12 protein-coding genes and 1 pseudogene are annotated in these 16777 nt (G+C 57.0%); 3 read left to right on the top strand and 10 right to left on the bottom strand.

The genetic code is table 11. The features are described from left to right. Positions 1-126: 126 nt before the first annotated feature. From nrdD to treR, 4 genes are all read right to left on the bottom strand, one after another. Positions 127-2265 carry an anaerobic ribonucleoside-triphosphate reductase gene (gene nrdD / locus ACNQ0T_RS14950; protein WP_022646868.1) on the bottom strand — a complete coding sequence of 713 codons (2139 nt, stop codon included), beginning with the start codon at positions 2263-2265 and terminating at the stop codon, positions 127-129. Positions 2266-2638: 373 nt separating this feature from the next. Beyond that, the gene (gene treC, locus ACNQ0T_RS14955; protein WP_417930202.1) at positions 2639-4282 is read right to left on the bottom strand and encodes an alpha,alpha-phosphotrehalase; all 1644 of its coding nucleotides are present in this window, start codon (positions 4280-4282) and stop codon (positions 2639-2641) included. 51 nt (positions 4283-4333) lie between these two features. Beyond that, positions 4334-5752: a PTS trehalose transporter subunit IIBC gene (gene treB / locus ACNQ0T_RS14960; protein WP_022646875.1), complete on the bottom strand. Its 1419-nt coding sequence runs from the start codon at positions 5750-5752 to the stop codon at positions 4334-4336. A gap of 127 nt (positions 5753-5879) precedes the next feature. Beyond that, positions 5880-6827 (bottom strand): trehalose operon repressor TreR, encoded by a 948-nt coding sequence (gene treR, locus ACNQ0T_RS14965; RefSeq protein ID WP_022646876.1) that lies wholly within the window; start codon positions 6825-6827, stop codon positions 5880-5882. Between the two features lie 386 nt (positions 6828-7213). Here treR and mgtA point away from each other — a divergent pair, with 386 nt between their 5' ends. Beyond that, a complete protein-coding gene (gene mgtA / locus ACNQ0T_RS14970) occupies positions 7214-9922 on the top strand; it encodes a magnesium-translocating P-type ATPase (RefSeq protein ID WP_022646877.1) in 2709 nt (902 codons plus the stop codon). A 200-nt stretch (positions 9923-10122) separates the two neighbouring features. Then, positions 10123-12507, top strand: a complete 2385-nt coding sequence (locus tag ACNQ0T_RS14975; protein ID WP_063849842.1) for a beta-N-acetylhexosaminidase — start codon at positions 10123-10125, stop codon at positions 12505-12507. Between the two features lie 57 nt (positions 12508-12564). Here ACNQ0T_RS14975 and gbpA read toward each other — a convergent pair whose 3' ends face one another. The 5 genes from gbpA to ACNQ0T_RS15000 all read right to left on the bottom strand — a co-directional run bounded on the left by gbpA (position 12565) and on the right by ACNQ0T_RS15000 (position 16158). Then, positions 12565-14016 carry an N-acetylglucosamine-binding protein GbpA gene (gbpA, locus tag ACNQ0T_RS14980; RefSeq protein ID WP_032625241.1) on the bottom strand — a complete coding sequence of 484 codons (1452 nt, stop codon included), beginning with the start codon at positions 14014-14016 and terminating at the stop codon, positions 12565-12567. Positions 14017-14152: 136 nt separating this feature from the next. After that, positions 14153-14539, bottom strand: a complete 387-nt coding sequence (gene ridA, locus ACNQ0T_RS14985; protein WP_003863373.1) for a 2-iminobutanoate/2-iminopropanoate deaminase — start codon at positions 14537-14539, stop codon at positions 14153-14155. A 73-nt stretch (positions 14540-14612) separates the two neighbouring features. Then, positions 14613-15074 (bottom strand): aspartate carbamoyltransferase regulatory subunit, encoded by a 462-nt coding sequence (pyrI, locus tag ACNQ0T_RS14990; RefSeq protein ID WP_003863370.1) that lies wholly within the window; start codon positions 15072-15074, stop codon positions 14613-14615. Positions 15075-15086: 12 nt separating this feature from the next. After that, positions 15087-16019, bottom strand: a complete 933-nt coding sequence (gene pyrB, locus ACNQ0T_RS14995) for an aspartate carbamoyltransferase (RefSeq protein WP_003863368.1) — start codon at positions 16017-16019, stop codon at positions 15087-15089. Positions 16020-16053: 34 nt separating this feature from the next. Beyond that, a complete protein-coding gene (locus ACNQ0T_RS15000; protein WP_022646880.1) occupies positions 16054-16158 on the bottom strand; it encodes a pyrBI operon leader peptide in 105 nt (34 codons plus the stop codon). Between ACNQ0T_RS15000 and ACNQ0T_RS15005 the strand changes: the two are divergent. After that, a pseudogene (locus tag ACNQ0T_RS15005) lies at positions 16138-16255 on the top strand (hypothetical protein). The gene ACNQ0T_RS15000 and the pseudogene ACNQ0T_RS15005 overlap by 21 nt on opposite strands. A gap of 3 nt (positions 16256-16258) precedes the next feature. Here ACNQ0T_RS15005 and ACNQ0T_RS15010 read toward each other — a convergent pair. Continuing rightward, positions 16259-16738 carry an arginine repressor gene (locus ACNQ0T_RS15010; protein ID WP_003863366.1) on the bottom strand — a complete coding sequence of 160 codons (480 nt, stop codon included), beginning with the start codon at positions 16736-16738 and terminating at the stop codon, positions 16259-16261. Between the last annotated feature and the right edge of the window lie 39 nt (positions 16739-16777).

The following is a 16777-nucleotide window of genomic DNA, read 5'->3' on the forward strand; positions in this document are numbered from 1 at the left end:
ACACTGGAGCGATGTCGTCGGCAGCGTCAGATGTGTATAAGAGACAGGCGCTTACCCGGCCTACAAAAGAGAGCGGTCCGTAGGCCCGGTAAGCGCAGCGCCACCGGGCATTAACGTGGCAGTGGATTACCCGATCTGCCCATTTCCCAGATGTTTCACCCTGCGCTTCACCTCTTCCTGCTTACCGGCGTTAAACGGACGGGCGTCCGGGCTGCCGAGGTAGCCGCACACGCGGCGGGTCACGGAGACGCGGGCTGCATCGTGGTTACCGCATTTCGGGCAGGTAAAGCCTTTGCTGGTACACTCGAACTCACCGGTAAAGCCGCACTCGTAGCACTCGTCGATTGGCGTGTTGGTTCCGTAGTACGGCACGTGCTGATAGCTGTAATCCCACACGTCTTCCAGCGCCTTCAGGTTGTGCTGAATGTTCGGGTACTCGCCGTAGCAGATAAAACCGCCGTTCGCGATGGGCGGATAGGCCGCTTCGAAGTCGATCTTGTCGTACGGGTTCACCTTCTTCTCCACATCGAGGTGGAAGCTGTTGGTGTAGTAACCTTTGTCGGTCACCCCTTCCACGATGCCGAACTCGGCGGTATCCAGACGGCAGAAGCGATCGCAGAGGTTTTCGCTCGGCGTGCTGTACAGGCTGAATCCGTAGCCGGTTTCCTCTTTCCACTGGTCTACCGCATCGCGCAGGCGCTGCACAATCGCGATACCTTTCTCACGCAGGGCGTCGTTGTCATAGATGTGCTTGTCGCCAAACAGCGCGTTAATGGTTTCGTGAATGCCGATATAGCCGAGAGAGATCGACGCGCGACCGTTTTTGAAGATCTCCGACACATCATCATCCGCCTTCAGGCGCACGCCGCAGGCCCCTTCCATATAGAGAATTGGCGCGACGCGGGCTTTCACCCCTTCAAGGCGGGCGATGCGGGTCATCAGCGCCTTACGTGCCAGCTGTAAACGTTCATCCAGCAGCGCCCAGAAGGCCGCTTCATTACCTTTGGCTTCCAGCGCGATGCGCGGCAGGTTCAGGCTGATGACGCCCAGGTTGTTGCGCCCGTCGTGGATCTGCTCGCCGTTCTCATCCTCGTACACGCCGAGGAAGCTGCGACAGCCCATTGGCGTTTTAAACGAACCGGTGACTTTTACCACCTGGTCGTAGTTCAGAATGTCCGGGTACATACGCTTGCTCGCGCACTCCAGCGCCAGCTGTTTGATGTCGTAGTTCGGATCGCCAAACTTGTGGTTCAGGCCGTCGCGAATGGCGAACACCAGTTTCGGGAACACCGCCGTTTTACGGTTTTTACCGAGGCCGGAGATACGGTTACGCAGAATAGACTGCTGGATCAGGCGTGATTCCCAGCTGGTTCCGAGGCCAAACCCGAAGGTCACAAACGGCGTCTGGCCGTTGGCGGTGTGCAGCGTGTTTACTTCATATTCCAGCGACTGGAACGCGTCGTAGCACTCTTTCTCGGTGCGGGAACGGGCATAACCGTCGGCGTCCGGGATCTGCCACTCTTCCGCCGTTTTACGGTGTTTGTTGAAGCTTTCGGTCACGAACGGGGCCAGCACTTCATCGATGCGGTTAATGGTGGTGCCGCCATAGATGTGGCTCGCCACCTGGGCGATGATCTGCGCCGTGACCGCCGTCGCGGTGGAGATGGATTTCGGCGGCTCAATCTCGGCGTTACCCATTTTAAAACCCTGGGTCAGCATGCCTTTCAGGTCGATCAGCATGCAGTTAAACATCGGGAAGAACGGCGAGTAGTCGAGATCGTGGTAGTGGATCTCACCGCGCTCGTGCGCCGAGACTACATCGCGCGGCAGCAGGTGCTGGCGGGCATAGTGCTTAGCGACGATACCAGCCAGCAGGTCGCGCTGGGTCGGGATCACTTTGCTGTCTTTATTGGCATTTTCATTGAGCAGCGACGAGTTGGTTTGCTCTACCAGGCCGCGGATCTCCTGGTTCAGGCGACCGCGTTTCTCACGCTGGACGTCACGGTCGTGACGATACTCAATGTAGGCGCGCGCCAGCTGCTTGTACGGACCAGACATCAGCTGGTTTTCAACCGCGGTCTGGATCTCGTTGATATCCACCTGGCTGCGTTCGTGCATCTGGCTGCTAACGACTTCTGCGACGGTGGCGCAGTAATCTGCGTCATCGACTCCCGCTGCTTTAGCTGCACGCAGAATGGCTTCTTTGATGCGCTCTGATTTAAACGGCACTTTACAGCCATCACGTTTCATCACATGCGGTGTCATGATCACTCCATTTTAAAAACAGGTTATCCACAGAGGTGGAGAAGTATTCACCGGGCGTATTCCTCGCCGAGGCAAAGACTTCCCGCGTGCCCAGCTCGTGTTATCCACAATTCCGGCCAGCGTTCGCGCCGTCTTGTTGTTGGAATAGTAGACGATAAATACAAGATGTTGGGTCGGAGTGCATTTTAAGTGCTACATATAGTGATTTGCATCAAACATGTTTGCGATTTTTTTGATGCAGGACAAAGTAAAAAGACGAGAGTACAAACGGCGGGCGCTGAGGCAATTGTAAAGACGCGAAGGAAAAATCTGATTAATTATTCAACAAAAACAGCAAAGTAAGCCGGACACGGCATCGTGCCCGGCGGAGGAATTACTGCTTTAGCCACCACACGGCTTCAAACGGACGAAGCATTGAGGTTTGAGGGGCGGGGTAGTTGCTTATCACCATCTGAGACTCGCCGCTGAGAGCGTCCGCTTGCCATTCCTGAGGCAAATGGCTCAGGTTCGCCACCACCATCAGCGTTTGCCCCTGCCACTGGCGGCGATAGCACCACAGGGAAGGGTGGTCAGGCAGGAGATCCTCATAATCCCCCCACGTCAGTACCGGCAGGGTTTTGCGCAGGCGAATCAGCGACTGATAGGTGTAGAACACCGAATCGGGGTCGTCCAGCGCCGCGCGGACATTCACGGTTTCGTAGTTGTCGCAGACACCAATCCACGGCTCGGCCTCGGTAAAGCCCGCATTATGCGAGGCGTCCCACTGCATCGGCGTGCGGCCATTATCGCGTGACTTACTCGCCAGAATCGACAGTAGTTCATCGGTATCGCGTCCGTTAGCCCGCTGTTCGGCGAACATGTTCAGACTTTCCACGTCGCGGTAGTCGGTGATACGGCTGAAATGCGGGTTGGTCATACCCAGCTCTTCACCCTGGTAGATATACGGCGTGCCCTGCATCCCGTGCAGCACCATGCCGAGCATTTTCGCCGCCGCCACGCGGTGTTCCCCTTCGTCACCAAAGCGCGACACGATGCGCGGCTGGTCATGGTTACACCAGAACAGCGCGTTCCAGGCTTTGTTGTGCATCCCCTGCTGCCAGTGGCGGAAAAGGGTTTTCAGCGCCACAAAATCCGGCTTCGCAAGCGTCCACTTTTCGCCGCCGGGGTAGTCGACCTTCAGATGATGGAAGTTAAAGGTCATGGACAGCTCGCGCCCGTCGAGCGACGCATACTGCTGACAGTTCTCCAGCGAGGTGGAGGACATCTCGCCCACCGTCATCAGGTTGCGCGGCGTAAAGACATCCCGGCTCATCTCCTGGAGATATTCGTGGATGCGCGGCCCGTCAGTGTAGAAACGTCGGCCATCCCCGATGGTGTCGTCCGGGAAATCCTGATCTTTTGAAATCAGGTTAATGACGTCCAGACGCAAGCCGTCCACGCCGCGATCGGCCCAGAACTCGCACACTTTTTTCAGCTCGGCGCGCACCGCCGGGTTTTCCCAGTTGAGATCCGCCTGCTCCGGCGCGAACAGATGCAGATAATACTGCTCGCTTTCGGCATGCCAGCGCCAGGCGTTGCCGCCAAACTTGGAGCGCCAGTTGTTGGGAAGCGCGTCCGGCGTACCGTCGCGCCAGATATAGAACTCACGGTACGGACTCGCTTTATCCAGCGACTCACGGAACCAGGCGTGCTGCGTGGACGTGTGGTTAAAGACCATATCCAGCACAATGCGGATGCCACGTTCATGCGCCCGGGCAACCAGCTCGTCAAAGTCGTCCAGCGTGCCGTAGGTCGGGTCGATGGCAGTGTAGTTCGCCACGTCGTAACCGTTATCCACCTGCGGCGAGATATAAAACGGCGTCAGCCAGATGGCGTCAATGCCAAGGGTTTTCAGGTAGTCAAGGCGCTGCGTTACGCCGCGCAGATCGCCAGTGCCGCTGCCGGTGGTATCCTGAAAACTCTTTGGGTAAATCTGATAGATAACGCCGTTCTGCCACCAGTGAGGAAGGGTATTCATAGTACGTTCCTGCAAATGCGAAGGGGCGCAACTGCGCCCCGAAAAAGGGAATTAAACAATCTGCAACGTGCCCTGACGGAACTTACGCTGGTAAACCACGGTAGTCAGCGCCATTGGGATGATAATCGCCACCGCCATCGCCAGCGCAAATACCTGCCAGAATGAAGGCTGAATGGAGAGGATACCCGGCAGGCCGCCGACGCCAATCCCGTTTGCCATTACGCCGTTCAGGCCGCACAGCAAGCCCGCCAGACCGGAGCCGATCATCGCGCAGAGCATCGGGAAGCGATATTTCAGGTTGATACCGTACATCGCCGGTTCAGTGACGCCGAGGTAGGCGGAGATAGCAGCCGGAACGGAGATCTCACGCTCGTTGTGCTTACGGCTGACGATGATAATGCCGGTTACAGCGGAGGCCTGCGCAATGTTAGACAGGGCGATAATCGGCCAGACCGGCGTGCCGCCGAGGCTCTGGATCATCTGCATATCGATCGCCAGCGTGGTCTGGTGCACGCCGGTGATCACCAGCGGAGCGTACAGGAAGCCGAACAGTGCGGCGCCAATCGGTGCGAAGCTGCCGGTCATCAGGTGACGGACCGCGAAGGCCACGCCGTCGCCAATCATGCGGCCAAACGGACCGATAAAGGCATGCGCCAGGAACACCGCCAGGATCAGCGAGCAGACCGGGACCACCACCAGATAGAGATAGTCCGGCACGATGCGCTTCAGACGCGTCTCAATAAAGCCCAGCGCCAGACCCGCCAGCAATGCCGGGATAACCTGCGCCTGGTAGCCCACTTTGGCGATGGTAAACAGGCCGAAGTTCCACACCTCTGGCGTTTGCTGACCAAGTAAGTAAGCGTTCATTAACTGCGGAGAGACCAGCGTCACGCCGAGTACGATTCCGAGAATGGGCGTTCCGCCCATCTTGCGCACCGCTGACCAGCAGATCCCGACCGGCAGATAGAAGAAGATGGCTTCGCCAATCAGCCACAGGAAGTCATAGATGCTTTGCAGCGCCGGGTACATCTGCGCCAGGGTTTTGCCGTCGCTCATTGGCACATCGCCGATGACGTTACGGAAGCCCAGAATTAAGCCCCCGCTGATCAGCGCCGGCAGCAGTGGGAAGAAGATCTCCGCAAAATGGGAAATCAGCTGCTCATGCCATTTCATATTCTGGCGCGCTGCCTTCTTCGCCTGCTCTTTATCGGCGGAAGAGTGCCCGGTAGTCGCCAGCAGAGCCTGATAGTAATCGCCCACTTCGGTACCAATCACCACCTGGAACTGCCCGGCGTTGGTGAAGCAGCCTTTAACCATTTTCAACTCTTCAATGGCTTTCGGATTGGCTTTGGCCGGATCGTTCAGCACGAAGCGCAGGCGGGTAATGCAATGGCTGACGGTGGCGATGTTCTCGCGTCCGCCGACCAGGACGATCAGCTGATCTATATCGGCTTGTTTGACTTTACTCATCATGAAACCTCATGACAGATGGTGAAAGGGGTTATGACCTGTGCGCAAGCCTACTCCTTCAACGTGACGGCGAAAATGGGAACGTTCCCGAAATCGGGCGAAGATCACAATAATCCATTCAAAAAAATTATGAGAGGCGGGCTGGAATAACGATCTGACGGGGCTCGGTACGCCCGGTAATTTGCTCGATCAGCTGCGCGGCAGCCTGCCGGCCAGACTCGGCATAACCCGGGTCAACGCTGATAATCTCCGGGTGTAAGAACTTCATCAGCGGCGTGCTTCCCACGCTCGCTAACTGCAACTCCCCGATGCGTTGTTCCTGCAAATATTTGCTCGCACCCAATGCAAGGGTATCCGTGGCGCACACCAGGGCGGTGGTTTGTGCAGTCAGCACGCTGGCGACCTGCTCATATCCCTGTTTCATACCCAGTCCAGGCAGCGCGGCCACGGCGGGGAGATTGTTTTTTTTACAAAACGCCAGGTACGCTTCATGGCGACGCTTGCCGGTGGTGATGTCGGCATGCGGCACGCCGAGATAGCTGATATGCCGATGGCCCTGTTCATACAGGCGCTGCATCAGGATCACGATTGCCCCTTCGTCATCGTAACAGACAGAGGCAAACCCGCTGGCGTCGCGCGCCAGCAGCACCAGAGACGGCTGCCAGGGTTTAAGCATGTCCTCTTTAAGGCCGGTAAACCCGAACAGCACTACGCCATCAATGTTGCGGCGCTGAAGCATACCGAGATGCTCCTCCACCATTTGCGCGGAAAACTTACTCTCCATCATGATCGGATCGTAGCCCTGCTCGTAGAACGCGGGCAGCATCGTCTGTACGGCGAGGTTTTCGGAGAGGGAATCCAGACGCGAGACAATAATGGCGACCACTTTATCGCTCTGCCCGCGCATGGCGCGCGCGGAGCGGGAAGGGGAAAAACCGTGCTGATTCATCACCGCCTCGACGCGCTCGCGTGTGCGCTCGCTGACACCGCTTTCGTTGTTAAGCACGCGTGAGACGGTCGATTTCCCCACGCCGCTTAAACGCGCGATGTCTTTAATCGTAAGGCGGTTCTGCATGCTGTATTCCCTGTAACAACGATAAAATAATCAGTTGAGCCTAATGCTATCCTGCGAATTCGCTATGGGCAAAGTCTGGTTTACGTGCGGTTTATTTACGAGGGGGTATCATACCGCCCGAATAGTCACAAAAGGTATGGTTAAATCCTTATACTGCGCGACGACATCCCATTTTTAACTTACCGGAGGCCACATGGATCCCGATCCCACACCTCTCCTGACCAGGAGAAAACCTTCTTTCCGGTAAGCCAGCCTTTTGCTGTCTCACCGGCGTGAGGCAGCAACGTTCATACGTTCCTGCTTGATAAATTAAGTGCCTGACAGGTACGGCTCTGCCACGCCTGCGGGAAAACTGCGTCCGCCTTTGCGGATGCGGGGGAATGACTATGCTGAAAAATATCACCCGGCAGCTGTTCGCGCAGCTGAGCCGCCACCTGCCACATCGCCTGATTGCGCGCGATCCGCTGCCAAATGCCAACACCCTGGCGGGCGCGGAAATCCCCGCTTCCCTGACCGAGCGCTGCCTGAACGTGGCGGCGATGGATGAAAACGAAGTCTGGCGCGCCTTTGGCGGCCACCCGGAAGGGCTGAACGCGCAAGAAGTGTCAAAAATCCGCGAGGAACATGGCGATAACCAGATCCCGGCGCAAAAACCCTCTCCCTGGTGGGTCCACCTGTGGCTCTGCTACCGCAATCCGTTCAACCTGCTGCTGACGGTGCTCGGGATTATCTCTTACGCCACTGAAGATCTGTTTGCCGCAGGCGTAATTGCCCTGATGGTGGGGATCTCCACGCTGCTTAACTTTATTCAGGAAGCGCGCTCCACCAAAGCGGCGGATGCGCTGAAAGCGATGGTCAGCAATACTGCCACCGTGTCGCGTGTGATTAACGACCTCGGCGAAAACGCCTGGATTGAACTGCCCATTGACCAGCTGGTGCCGGGCGATCTGGTGAAGCTGGCGGCGGGGGACATGATCCCGGCGGATTTACGCATCATCCAGGCGCGGGATCTGTTCGTCGCGCAGGCGTCCCTCACCGGTGAATCCCTGCCCGTAGAGAAAGTGGCGCGGACCCGCGATCCGCAGCAGATGAACCCGCTGGAATGCGACACCCTGTGCTTTATGGGCACCACGGTGGTCAGCGGCACGGCGCAGGCCATTGTCACCGCTACCGGCGGCAACACCTGGTTTGGACAGCTTGCCGGACGCGTCAGCGAGCAGGAGAGCGAGCCGAACGCATTCCAGAAAGGCATTGGCCGCGTCAGCATGCTGCTGATCCGTTTTATGATGGTCATGACGCCGATTGTCCTGCTGATCAACGGCTACACCAAAGGTGACTGGTGGGAAGCGGCGCTGTTCGCCCTCTCCGTGGCTGTCGGCTTAACGCCGGAAATGCTGCCGATGATTGTCACCTCCACGCTGGCGCGCGGGGCGGTCAAACTCTCTAAACAAAAGGTGATCGTCAAACACCTCGACGCCATCCAGAACTTTGGCGCGATGGACATTCTTTGCACCGATAAAACCGGCACCCTGACCCAGGACAAAATCGTGCTGGAGAACCACACCGATATCGCCGGAAAGACCAGCGAACGGGTGCTGTACAGCGCGTGGCTGAACAGTCACTACCAGACAGGGCTGAAAAACCTGCTCGACGTGGCGGTGCTGGAAGGTGTGGATGAAGAGTCTGCCCGCATGCTCTCCGGCCGCTGGCAGAAGGTGGACGAAATTCCGTTCGACTTTGAACGGCGCCGCATGTCGGTGGTGGTCAGCGAGCAGCCGGACGTACATCAGCTGATCTGCAAAGGGGCATTGCAGGAGATCCTGAATGTTTCCACGCAGGTGCGTCATAACGGCGAGATCGTGCCGCTGGATGAGACCATGCTGCGCCGCATCAAACGCGTCACCGATAACCTGAACCGTCAGGGGCTGCGCGTGGTGGCGGTAGCAAGCAAGTTCCTGCCCGCGCGGGAAGGGGACTACCAGCGTATCGATGAATCCGATTTGATCCTCGAGGGTTACATCGCATTCCTCGATCCGCCGAAAGAGACCACCGCGCCGGCGCTGAAAGCACTGAAAGCGAGCGGGATCACCGTCAAAATCCTGACCGGCGACAGCGAGCTGGTGGCGGCCAAAGTGTGCCACGAAGTGGGCCTGGACGCGGGCGACGTCGTGGTGGGGAGCGACATTGAGCACCTGTCCGACGATGAGCTGGCCGAGCTTGCCCTGCGCACCACGCTGTTTGCCCGCCTGACGCCGATGCATAAAGAACGCATCGTCACTCTGCTGCGTCGTGAAGGGCACGTGGTGGGCTTTATGGGCGACGGCATCAACGATGCGCCAGCCCTGCGTGCGGCGGATATCGGTATCTCCGTGGACGGCGCGGTGGATATCGCCCGCGAGGCGGCAGATATCATTCTGCTGGAAAAGAGCCTGATGGTGCTGGAGGAGGGCGTCATCGAAGGGCGTCGCACCTTCGCCAATATGCTCAAATACATCAAAATGACCGCCAGCTCCAACTTCGGTAACGTCTTCAGCGTGCTGGTGGCGAGCGCCTTCCTGCCGTTCCTGCCGATGCTGCCGCTGCACCTGCTGATTCAGAACCTGATGTACGATGTCTCTCAGGTCGCCATCCCGTTTGATAACGTGGACGACGAGCAGATCCAGAAGCCGCAGCGCTGGAACCCCGCCGATCTGGGGCGCTTTATGCTGTTCTTTGGGCCGATCAGCTCCATCTTTGACATTCTGACCTTCTGCCTGATGTGGTTTGTGTTCCACGCCAACACCCCGGAACACCAGACGCTGTTCCAGTCCGGCTGGTTCGTGGTGGGGCTGCTGTCCCAGACCCTGATTGTGCATATGATCCGCACCCGCCGCATTCCGTTTATCCAGAGCCGTGCCGCATGGCCGCTGATCGTGATGACGGGCATTGTGATGGCGCTCGGGATCGCGCTGCCGTTCTCGCCGCTTGCAAGTTACCTGCAACTTCAGGCGCTGCCGCTGAGCTACTTCCCGTGGCTGGTGGCGATCCTCGCGGGTTACATGGTGCTGACGCAGATGGTCAAAGGATTCTATAGCCGTCGGTATGGATGGCAGTAACGGCAAGCCCGGTGGCGCTGCGCTTACCGGGCCTACGATCCGAACGTAGGCCGGGTAAGGCGAAGCCGCCACCCGGCAGCTGGCTTTCCTCCCAAATTCAACAACCTGTGATCTCCGTCGGCGCATTCGCTTGACGACAATTTGAGCGCATGTTAACAGAATGTTTTGCCTTTATTTGGCCCGTCAGATAAGGAACATTCATGTTACGGTACAGCCTCTTAACCGCCGGGCTCATGCTCGGCGCCTCCGCCTTTGCCGCCCCGGCAGGCGACCTTCCCTTAATGCCCTGGCCTGCGAAGGTTGAACGCCCGACCACGCAGGGTGCGCTGGTGCTTAACAATCAACTCACCGTGAGCGTCAGCGGCGACGATCTGGGGGATGCGGTCAACCGCCTGCGCCAGCGCATCGCCCTGCAAACTGGCTGGACGCTACAGCCGCAGGCCGAAAAACCTGACAAGCCAACCATCCGTATTTCCATCGCTAAAAAAGTGAAGCCGCAGCCGCTGCCGGACAGCGATGAGAGCTATAAACTCACGGTGGACGCCAACGGCGTAAATATCTCCGCCAACACCCGCTTCGGCGCGCTGCGCGCCATGGAAACCTTGCTCCAGCTGATGCAGAATGGCGCCGAAAACACCTCGATTCCGTGGGTTACCATTGAAGATTCGCCGCGCTTCCCGTGGCGCGGGCTGCTGCTCGATTCAGCGCGCCATTTCATCCCGTTACCCGATATCAAACGCCAGATCGACGGCATGGCCGCGGCTAAGCTCAACGTCCTGCACTGGCATTTGACGGACGATCAGGGCTGGCGCTTTACCTCGAAGCGTTATCCAAAATTAACCCAGCTTGCCAGCGATGGGCTGTTCTACACCCCGGAGCAGATGCGCGAGATTGTGCGTTACGCTGCCGAGCGCGGCATACGCGTGGTGCCGGAAATTGATATGCCGGGCCACGCCTCGGCGATTGCCGTCGCCTACCCGGAGCTGATGAGCGCGCCGGGGCCGTACGCCATGGAGCGCCACTGGGGCGTGCTTAAGCCAGTGCTGGATCCCACCAAAGAGGCGACCTATACCTTTGCCGACGCGATGGTCAGCGAACTGGCGGCGATCTTCCCGGATCCGTATCTGCATATTGGCGGCGATGAGGTTGACGACAGCCAGTGGAAAGCGAACGCTGCGATCCAGAGATTCATGCGCGACAACAAACTGGCGGACAGCCATGCGTTGCAGGCGTATTTCAACCGCAAGCTGGAGACGATCCTTGAGAAGCACCACCGGCAGATGGTTGGCTGGGATGAGATCTACCATCCCGATCTGCCGAAAAGCATTCTGATCCAGTCCTGGCAGGGACAGGACGCGCTGGGGCAGGTGGCGCAGAACGGCTATAAGGGCATTCTTTCTACCGGTTTCTACCTCGATCAGCCGCAATCCACCGCCTACCACTACCGCAATGAAATTGTGCCGCAGGGGTTGAACGGCGTGGATGTGATAGCAGACACCGACAGCGTCCAGAGCTGGGCTTTCTCGATGCCGCGTCTGAAAGGCAAGCCGGTGGAAGGCAGCTTTACGCTGGTGAAAGGCGATGCTGGCTGGCGCGGATTCATTGATTTTGCCGGGAAATCGCGTCGGGCGGTGGATAACATTCAGTGGCGGGACGACAATCAGGTAACGTTTACCGTTGATACCTGGATGGGTGAAACGCGTCCGGTCGTTTCTGTTGAGAACGATAAGCTCAGCGGCTATTTCCTGGTGGGTAACGCCCGCTACCCGATTAGCGGCACGCGTCTGGACGAGGTGCCGAAAGGCGTTCCGCCGGTGGTGCCGGACCCGGCGAACGAGGCCAATCTGCTCGGCGGTGAAGCCGCGCTGTGGGCGGAAAACGTGGTCGCGCCAGTGCTGGATATCCGTCTGTGGCCGCGCGCCTTTACGGTGGCGGAGCGGCTTTGGTCGGCGAAGGACGTCAACGACATCGACAACATGTATACCCGGCTACAGGCGATGGACAGCTGGTCCACGTTATCGGTTGGGCTACAGCAGCATACCCAGCAGCAGATACAGTTCACGCGCCTCGCTAATAATGCGGATACCTTGCCGCTGCAAATCCTCGCCCAGGCGCTTGAACCGGCGCAGTATTACACTCGTCAGCATCTTAAGTTCCAGGCTGGAAACTATCATCAGTTTGAGCCGCTCAACCGGCTCGCTGACGCGCTAAACGCGGAAAGTGCGACCGTACGTCAGATGAATAAATGGGCTGATCGTCTGGTGAGCGATGCGGAAGACACGGAGAGCGCCGACGCGCTGCGCCACGTCTTTAACCGCTGGCAGAACAACACCAGCGACGTGCTGGCCTTGAGCGAAAACAGCTATCAGTTGAAGGCCATCAAACCGGTGATTCAGGAGGTGGACAAGCTGGCCTCGATTGGCCTGCGGCTGACGGATCTGGTGGCACGTCAGGGAACGCTGGATGATAAAGAGATCGCGTCGATCCAGAGCGAACTGGATAACGCGGCGAAAATCCAGGACGAAGTGGTGATTGCGGCGGTGTACCCGCTGGAAACGCTGCTCAGAGCGACGCGGAATCAGTAGTAAAGAACCCTCTCCCCTTTGGGGAGAGGGTTAGGGTGAGGGGTAAGGTTTTTCCACTCAGTTCTTCAACACCCACGCCTCTTTCCAGTGCGCGCCAACGCCAGGCTCAAACTGGTTTGCGGTTGGGCTGTACTGCACGCAGTAGCCGCTGTACGGGAAAGGCTTACATTCGTAGGTCTTACCGTCTTTTGGCTGTAGTACCACGGTGCCTGCTTTGTACGAGGCGATATTGTCCGGGAAGGTAAAGTCGTGGTGGCCGGTGCTGTCCGCAGCCGCATCGCTTTCCAGCATCAGGTTCAGCACGTCCTGGGCGAACATCGTGCCGTCTTTATTGGTCGCGTAGTATTTCAGCATATGGTGTCCCGCCGTCACGTCAGTCAGCGTCATGGTCACGTCCTGATTGACGTTGTTCATGTCCTGCTTCAGGTAACCTTTTTCCGCACCGTGGTGGTTCATCACGTGTGCTTCAAAATTAACGTCACCCTGCGTGTTGACGTGGAAGGTGACGGTCGCGTTGCCATGTTCGATTTTGCTGTATTGCAGATCGGAAACGGCGATGGTCTCGCTCACCTGCGCTTTTTGCTCTTCATAGGAGATGGCAACGGATTTCAGCGTGCTGCCCTCTTTCACGAATACGCTGTTGGCGCCGTGAACCGGGCTGATGTCACCGGCTTCATCTTTAACACCGACGCGGACATCGCTCTGAGCGGTGTTGATCTTCTGCGCCAGATCGTAAGACCACTGGTTAGCGTCGCCTTGTTCAGCAGAGCCGATGGTCATTTCGGTACGCATGGCGGTCACTTCACCGTTGGCGTCGAAGAAGCGTGCGATAACCTTATCGCCCACGTTCAGGTTATTACCGGCAATCTGGCCGCTCAGGGTTTTGCTCCATTCGGAAACAATCGCAGGCGTTTCATCCGGGGTAACGTTGCCACCATTCCCGAAATCAACGTCAATGGCCTGATAAAAGCTATTTGAGGTGTCCGCAATTTCCCACACGCCGTAAATAACCTGGTACCCCGTACGCGCAGGAACATTGCAAGTCATAGATTTTGTTACGGCTGGTGCCTGACTATTTCCGTTGATCGTACAGAATGGAGTTAATTCAAATTGATCGCGAGTCAGCGGCTTATTTGGATCCCAGTTTTGTTTGGTGATGTAATAGCGCCAGTTAGTGGTTTTATGCGGTGCAGTATGATGCCAGACGAACTCATGCGGGCCTGCCGTTATTGGGTTTTTGGTCCAGGCATTCAGGCTTTGCTTATCCAGCTGAGAATACTGGGAAATACCTGCACTGGCGAGCTGGCCGTCCGGCGGCATAGCGCCGGTCGGGAAACCGGAAGTTTTTTCCACGCTCTGCGGTTCATACTGTACAGCGCCGCAATCAATATTTTGGCCAAGCTTACACATATAGGCGCGGCTGGCTGGTGATTCAATATAGCCGTGAGCAAATGCCGACGATGCAACGGTCACTGTCGCGAGGGCAAGTGCAATTTTTGAAAGTTTCATTACTCATCCATTATTAGAGAATATTACCGGGTGGAGAAGCTTAATAATGGACGGTGCGATTTGTCATTTTATATGGAGAGTAAAAATAGTCGAAATAAAAAGGACAGCTAAGCTGCCCTTTCTTAATTGAATTGAATTAGCGACGTACGGCAATCGCTTCAATTTCAATTTTCACGTCTTTTGGCAGACGCGCCACTTCCACGCAAGAGCGAGCCGGGAAGGTCGCGTTGTGCTCGGTGAAGAACGCTTCGTAAGTGGCGTTAACGGTCGCGAAATCATTCAGATCTTTCACGAACACGGTGGTTTTGACGATATCGCCCACTTTCAGACCGGCAGATTCCACGATCGCCTGCACGTTTTCCAGCGACTGACGCGCCTGCGCCGCTACGTCGGCTGGCACTTCACCGGTTTTTGGGTTCACCGGGATCTGACCAGAAGTGATGATCATGCTGCCCAGATCAACGCCCTGAACGTATGGGCCGATAGCCGCTGGTGCATTTTCCGTCGCGAGTACTTTGCTCATTTTTTCTCCAGAATTACAGCGTTAAGAATGTTCCCGGCCATTATAACAGCCGGGATTTCATTACCAACCTCAATTAGTTGGCCAGCACCACATAATGAGAAAACTCTTTTTCGCAGTATTTGCATTTGAGTGCGATGTCATTGGCGCGTTTTTTCACTGCGAAACTGGAGGAAACCGGCTCAGCATGGCTGATGCAGTTGCTGTTCGGGCAGACCAGCACGCTTTCGATGCGATCCGGCAGGCTTGGGCGGGATTTGCCCACCACGTCGTAATCGTCGATGCGGTTAACCGTGGCGTCCGGCGCGTACAGCGACAGCTGGTTAACCTGCTCGTCGGTCAGGAAGGTGTTCTCGATTTTGATCAGGTCTTTACGGCCCATTTCGCCCGACGGCAGGTTCAGGCCGATGGTGATGCGCTGGTCGGTTTCGGTCAGTTTGAACAGCGTCAGCAGTTTAAAGCCCACCTGCGCAGGGATGTGGTCAATCACGGTGCCACGCTTGATGGCTTCAACCTGGAGTTTGTTATCGTGTGTCATGGTCGTCTCCCCTTACAGAGCTAATTCGCGATTCAGAACCAGTGCCAGTAACGCCTGGCGAGCGAAGATGCCGTTTCCAGCCTGCTGGAAGTACCAGGCGTGCGGCGTTTTGTCCACGTCTGTGGTGATCTCATCGATGCGCGGCAGCGGGTGCAGCACCTTCATATTGTCGCGCGCGCCTTCAAGGTCGCTGGCGCGCAGCACGAACTGCGCCTTCACGTTGGCGTACTCGGACGGATCCAGACGCTCTTTCTGAACGCGGGTCATGTAGAGAATATCCACGTTGCCCATCACCTCTTCGATACTGGCGTGCAGGCTCCACGCGATGCCTTTCTCGTCCAGCATGTCGAGAATGTACTGCGGCATCGCCAGCGCGTCCGGCGCGATAAAGAAGAAGCGGTTGCCGTTAAATTTCGCCAGCGCCTGGGTCAGGGAGTGGACGGTGCGGCCATATTTCAGGTCGCCGACCATGGCGATGTTCAGGTTCTCAAGCGTGCCCTGCGTCTCCTGAATGGTGAACAGATCCAGCAGGGTCTGCGTCGGATGCTGGTTAGCACCGTCACCGGCGTTCAGCACCGGAATGCCGCCGGAAAACTCGGTCGCCAGACGCGCCGCGCCCTCCTGCGGGTGGCGCATCACAATCGCGTCAACGTAGGTACTGATAACCGAAATGGTATCCGCCAGGGTCTCGCCTTTTTTGCCCAGCGACGTGTTGCTGCTGTCCGAGAAGCCCACCACGCTCGCGCCCAGACGGTGCATGGAGGTTTCGAAGGAGAGGCGGGTGCGGGTCGAGGCTTCGAAGAAGCAGCTCGCAATCACCTTGTGCTTCAACAGCTCCGGTTGCGGATTGGCCTTCAGTTTTGCCGCGGTTTCCAGAACCAGTTCCAGCTCTTCGCGGCTGAGGTCGTTTATGGAAATGATGTGTTTTTGATAAAGCGGATTCATGTTTATCTCCTGACGCCGGGCAAAAAAAAGCCCCTCAAATGAGGGGCTCTGGGAATAGGTTTAGCAACGGGAAGAAAAACGGCAGGCCAGCGTCTGATTTCAGACGCGGTAAGACGTTATGTCGTACACGCTTGACCATGCTTCCTCCCGGCAAATTGTCGGGCATTATACGCAGCTCGCTTTTGGGATCAAGCGATTTAATGCACGCTTTACTCAATGCAAACGGTTCTTTGTGAATATTAATGCGTTCTGAGTAAATAATTAATTTGCTTATGCACCAGCGCGGTGCGCTTCACTACGCGGGGCGCGACCCAGACAATACTGCTCCCGGCCACTACACCTAAAATTTCAGGTAACTGGTGATAATCCAGAATACGCGCCACCGCGCGGCCATATCCGGCGACGGTATGGATAAGGATAAATTCGCTGTTGTGCTCCACGCTCACCACCATTTCAGAGACCGTACGCGCCGCGTCGGGGGCCGGGCGCAGCTGGGGATTCAGCGAATAAATCTTTAGCCCTTTGGCATTGCGAATTTTTATGACACCAAGCAACTTGAGCAGACGTGAAACGGTGGACTGGCTGATGGTCTCAAAACCACGCTCCTGTAAGTCACGGCGGATCTCTTCCTGGGAGAGATAGCTCTTTTCCGCGATCAGACGCTGGCAGACCGTTAGCTGTAGTTGCTCTTTGGGAGAGTACTCTTCGTAATCCATCATAGTTCCCATATCAGTTCCCGAAATAACCGGTGGCACCGC

The organism is Enterobacter cloacae complex sp.6700776 (assembly GCF_048284255.1).
In the GTDB taxonomy this organism is placed as follows: Bacteria; Pseudomonadota; Gammaproteobacteria; order Enterobacterales; family Enterobacteriaceae; genus Enterobacter; species Enterobacter intestinihominis.

Excerpts from the sequence above, each read along its gene's own strand:
- nrdD (WP_022646868.1), bottom strand. The coding sequence starts at position 2,265 with ATGACACCGCATGTGATGAAACGTGATGGCTGTAAAGTGCCGTTTAAA.
- treC (WP_417930202.1), bottom strand. The coding sequence starts at position 4,282 with ATGAATACCCTTCCTCACTGGTGGCAGAACGGCGTTATCTATCAGATT.
- treB (WP_022646875.1), bottom strand. The coding sequence starts at position 5,752 with ATGAGTAAAGTCAAACAAGCCGATATAGATCAGCTGATCGTCCTGGTC.
- treR (WP_022646876.1), bottom strand. The coding sequence starts at position 6,827 with ATGCAGAACCGCCTTACGATTAAAGACATCGCGCGTTTAAGCGGCGTG.
- mgtA (WP_022646877.1), top strand. The coding sequence starts at position 7,214 with ATGCTGAAAAATATCACCCGGCAGCTGTTCGCGCAGCTGAGCCGCCAC.
- ACNQ0T_RS14975 (WP_063849842.1), top strand. The coding sequence starts at position 10,123 with ATGTTACGGTACAGCCTCTTAACCGCCGGGCTCATGCTCGGCGCCTCC.
- gbpA (WP_032625241.1), bottom strand. The coding sequence starts at position 14,016 with ATGAAACTTTCAAAAATTGCACTTGCCCTCGCGACAGTGACCGTTGCA.
- ridA (WP_003863373.1), bottom strand. The coding sequence starts at position 14,539 with ATGAGCAAAGTACTCGCGACGGAAAATGCACCAGCGGCTATCGGCCCA.
- pyrI (WP_003863370.1), bottom strand. The coding sequence starts at position 15,074 with ATGACACACGATAACAAACTCCAGGTTGAAGCCATCAAGCGTGGCACC.
- pyrB (WP_003863368.1), bottom strand. The coding sequence starts at position 16,019 with ATGAATCCGCTTTATCAAAAACACATCATTTCCATAAACGACCTCAGC.
- ACNQ0T_RS15000 (WP_022646880.1), bottom strand. The coding sequence starts at position 16,158 with ATGGTCAAGCGTGTACGACATAACGTCTTACCGCGTCTGAAATCAGAC.
- ACNQ0T_RS15010 (WP_003863366.1), bottom strand. The coding sequence starts at position 16,738 with ATGATGGATTACGAAGAGTACTCTCCCAAAGAGCAACTACAGCTAACG.